Below are 3,425 nucleotides of genomic sequence, written 5' to 3'. Positions count from 1 at the left end.
CGTCACGGCCGTCAGCAGACCGGGGGAGCCCGCCACCAGGACCGCGAGGCCCGCCGTGGCCAGGGCGGTGTGAAGGGCGTAGCCGCAGACCAGGCCCGCCACCGCGCGCGGTATCCGGCCGCCGCGCAGGGCGGTCGTGATGACGTACGCCCAGTCGGCGCCCGGTACGCACACCAGCAGCAGGTCCACGGCGAGGAAGGAGAAGAGCAGTCCCGAGTCCATGTCGGGCACATTAGGCGCGAATTACCCGAAAGTGTTTCCGAAGTTTGCTCATGATCGCGAGTTGTGCGCAAAAATCTCCCTCATGGACGACGTGGACCGGAAAATCCTTGCCGAGCTCCAGCAGGACGGGCGGCTGACCGTGACCGAGCTGGCCGCCCGGGTGCGGCTCAGCGTCTCCCCCTGCCACCGGCGGCTGCGCGAGCTGGAGCGGGCCGGCGCCATCCGGGGCTACCGCGCGGTGGTGGACCCGGCCTCGCTCGGCCTGAACTTCGAGGCGCTGGTCTTCGTGTCCATGCGCCAGGAGGACCGGGACACGGTCGCCGAGTTCGAGCGGGCGGTCGGCGAGCTGGAGCATGTGCTGGACGCCCAGCGGCTGTTCGGCGAACCGGACTATCTGCTCCGGGTGGCCACCGCCGACCTGGCCGCCTTCCAGCGGCTGTACGACGAGCGGCTGGCGACGCTGCCGGGGGTGCAGCGGCTGACCTCGACGCTGGTGATGAAGCACGTGGTGCGGGACCGTCCGCTGCCCGCATAGGCGACGGGCGGTGGTTCAGGGGATGAACCACCGCCCGCGAGACAGGACTTGGATCTTCACAAAGGGGTGCGCGAGGGGTACGGAGGGCCCGGGCGCCTACTTGGACGGCTTCTTGCCGGTCACGCCCAGGTGCACCAACAGCGCGAGGTTCGGCTTGAGTTCGGCCTGCTTCACGCCCCAGGAGGTGAACCCCTTCTGGTGGGCCGCCACCGCCGCGAGCATCGCGACCAGCGAACCGGCCACCGCCGCCGGGTTCACGTCCTTGTCCACCCGGCCCTTGGCCTGGAGTTCCGCGATGGAGTCGGCCAGGGAGCCGTTGACCGAGTTCAGGATCTTCATCCGGATCTTGTAGAACCGTTTGTCCCCCTCGGCCGCGCCCAGGTCCACCACCCGCAGGATCGCGTCGTTGCGGCGCCAGAAGTCCAGGAACCCGTCCACGAGTTCCTGCGCGGTCTGCCAGCCCGACTTGCCGGTCCAGGTGCGCCCCTCGAGCAGCTCGGTCAGCCCCGCGCCCTCGGCCGCCATCTGCTCGGCGATCTCCAGGACGGCGCCTTCGACGTCGGGGAAGTACTGGTAGAAGGTCGCGGGCGACGTGCCCGCCCTCCGGGCGACATCGATGACCTTGACGTCCCGGTAGGGGGAGGAGCTGAGCATCTCGCTGAGGCAGTCGAGCAGCTTCTGCCGGGTCGCCTGCCCACGCCGGCCGGCCACGCGGCCGTCGACGGTACGCACTTGTCCTGTCATGCCGTCAGCTTACCGAGGGGTGATGGGAGCGCGATTCGGCCGACTGCAAATGGGGTGCGCGGGGGAAACGGGGGTGGTGTGCCTGGTCTGCGGCGTGCGCGCGTCCCGGTTACTTTTGCCGCATGGCCGAAAACAGGGCATCCACGAACGAAGAGACATACGGGGAGGGCGTCCCCTGCTGGGTCGACGCCCAGCTGCCCGACGTCGAGGCGGGCAAGCGGTTCTACGGCGAGCTTTTCGGGTGGACCTTCCAGGAGGCGTACGGCTCCGCGGTGTGGGCGCTGCTGGACGGGGACCGGGTCGCGGCGCTGGCCCCCAAGACGGACGGCCGCATGCCCACCGTCTGGACGGTCTCCTTCGCCACCCCCGATGCCGGGGCCCTCGCCCGGCGGATCACGGCGGCCGGCGGCCGGGTGATCACGGACCCGTACCCGGTCGGCGACCTCGGCACCGCGGCCCTCGCCACCGACCCCGGGGGCGCGGTGTTCGGCCTGTGGCAGCCCGGCACCCACCGCGGCTTCGGGCGCCGGCGCGCGCCCGGCACGTTCGTGTGGGCCGAGCTGTACACCCGGGACACGGCCGCCGCCAACACCTTCTACGGCGACCTCTTCCACGACGCCCTGTTCGGCTCGGGTGCCGCGCCCGACTTCGGCCGCGCGGACGTCACCGAGGTGTTCCCGGCCGAGATGCCCCCGCACTTCATCGCCCACTTCCGGGTCGCGGACCTGGACGAGGCCCTCGGGACCGTCCGGCGGCTCGGCGGCCGGGTGCAGGCGCCGCCCTTCACGACGTCGTACGGCAGGGTGGCCGTCGTCACCGACGATCAGGGGGCGTCGTTCGCGCTGCTCCAGCGCTGATCCGGCACTGTTCCGGTGCCGCTCCCCCGGCGATCCGGCGGTGATCCATCCGTTTTTGGGATGAATTAATGTGAGACACCCTGATTGTCACCGGGTTCGCAACCAGCCGTCCGGCCAGGAAGAATCGGGGTGCGTGCCGCCATGGCGGTGCGGTGGTGAGACGCTGCACTTCGGTCGCGTACATATGGGGTGGCGCGGCTCGTACGGGGAGGTGGCAGGCAAGTGGTGGATCAGCTGACGCAGCACGATCCGCGGCGGATCGGGCCGTTCGAGGTGCTGGGCCGGCTGGGGGCCGGCGGCATGGGGCTGGTCTATCTCGCGCGCTCGGCGTCCGGCCGGCGCGTGGCGATCAAGACGGTGCGCACCGAACTGGCCGAGGACCAGCTCTTCCGGGTCCGCTTCACCCGTGAGGTGGAGGCGGCCCGCGCGGTCTCCGGTTTCTACACCGCGGCCGTGGTCGACGCCGACCCCCGCGCCGCAGTTCCCTGGCTGGCCACCGCCTACGTCCCCGCGCCCTCGCTGGAAGAGATAGTGAACGAGTGCGGGCCGCTGCCGGCGCAGGCCGTGCGCTGGCTCGCGGCGGGCGTGGCCGAGGCCCTGCAGTCCATCCACGGCGCCGGGCTGGTCCACCGCGACCTGAAGCCCTCCAACGTGCTCGTGGTCGAGGACGGCCCCCGGGTGATCGACTTCGGCATCGCCTCCGGGGTCTCCAACACCCGGCTGACCATGACGAACGTCGCCGTCGGCACCCCCGCCTACATGTCCCCGGAGCAGGCCAAGGACTCCCGCAGCGTCACCGGCGCCAGCGATGTCTTCTCCCTCGGCTCCACCCTCGTCTTCGCGGCCACCGGGCACCCGCCCTTCCACGGCGCCAACCCGGTCGAGACCGTCTTCATGCTGCTGCGCGAGGGCCCGGACCTCAGCGGCCTGCCGGACGAGCTGCGCCCGCTGATCGAGGCGTGCATGCAGATGGAGGCCACCGCCCGGCCCACCCCGGCCGACCTCCAGGCCCAGCTCGCCCCGCACCTTTTCGGCTCCGGCTCCGACGACAGCGGCACCGCCTCCGC

General features: G+C 71.3%; 5 protein-coding genes. 3 read left to right on the top strand and 2 right to left on the bottom strand.

Annotation, left to right across the window (positions count from 1 at the left end):
• Window positions 1-222, bottom strand: a 222-nt coding sequence (locus H5J33_RS28025) for a LysE family transporter (protein WP_399552945.1), incomplete at its 3' end; no start/stop codon positions are given.
• A gap of 82 nt (window positions 223-304) precedes the next feature.
• On the opposite strand from H5J33_RS28025, the gene H5J33_RS28020 reads away from it, so the two are divergent.
• Complete coding sequence (locus H5J33_RS28020; protein WP_030611911.1) at window positions 305-757, top strand: Lrp/AsnC family transcriptional regulator; 453 nt, start codon at window positions 305-307, stop codon at window positions 755-757.
• Between the two features lie 96 nt (window positions 758-853).
• Here H5J33_RS28020 and H5J33_RS28015 read toward each other — a convergent pair whose 3' ends face one another.
• Complete coding sequence (locus H5J33_RS28015; protein ID WP_181797626.1) at window positions 854-1,489, bottom strand: TetR family transcriptional regulator; 636 nt, start codon at window positions 1,487-1,489, stop codon at window positions 854-856.
• Between the two features lie 134 nt (window positions 1,490-1,623).
• Between H5J33_RS28015 and H5J33_RS28010 the strand changes: the two genes are divergently transcribed.
• A complete protein-coding gene (locus H5J33_RS28010; protein ID WP_181797625.1) occupies window positions 1,624-2,358 on the top strand; it encodes a VOC family protein in 735 nt (244 codons plus the stop codon).
• A gap of 222 nt (window positions 2,359-2,580) precedes the next feature.
• Window positions 2,581-3,425, top strand: an 845-nt coding sequence (locus H5J33_RS28005) for a serine/threonine-protein kinase (RefSeq protein WP_181797624.1), incomplete at its 3' end; no start/stop codon positions are given.

The sequence above is a fragment of the Streptomyces sp. WELS2 genome (genome assembly GCF_013870595.1).
Classification (GTDB): domain Bacteria; phylum Actinomycetota; class Actinomycetes; order Streptomycetales; family Streptomycetaceae; genus Streptomyces.
The sequence above is the reverse complement of the archived record's forward strand: the minus strand, read 5'-3'. Positions and strand labels throughout refer to the sequence as shown.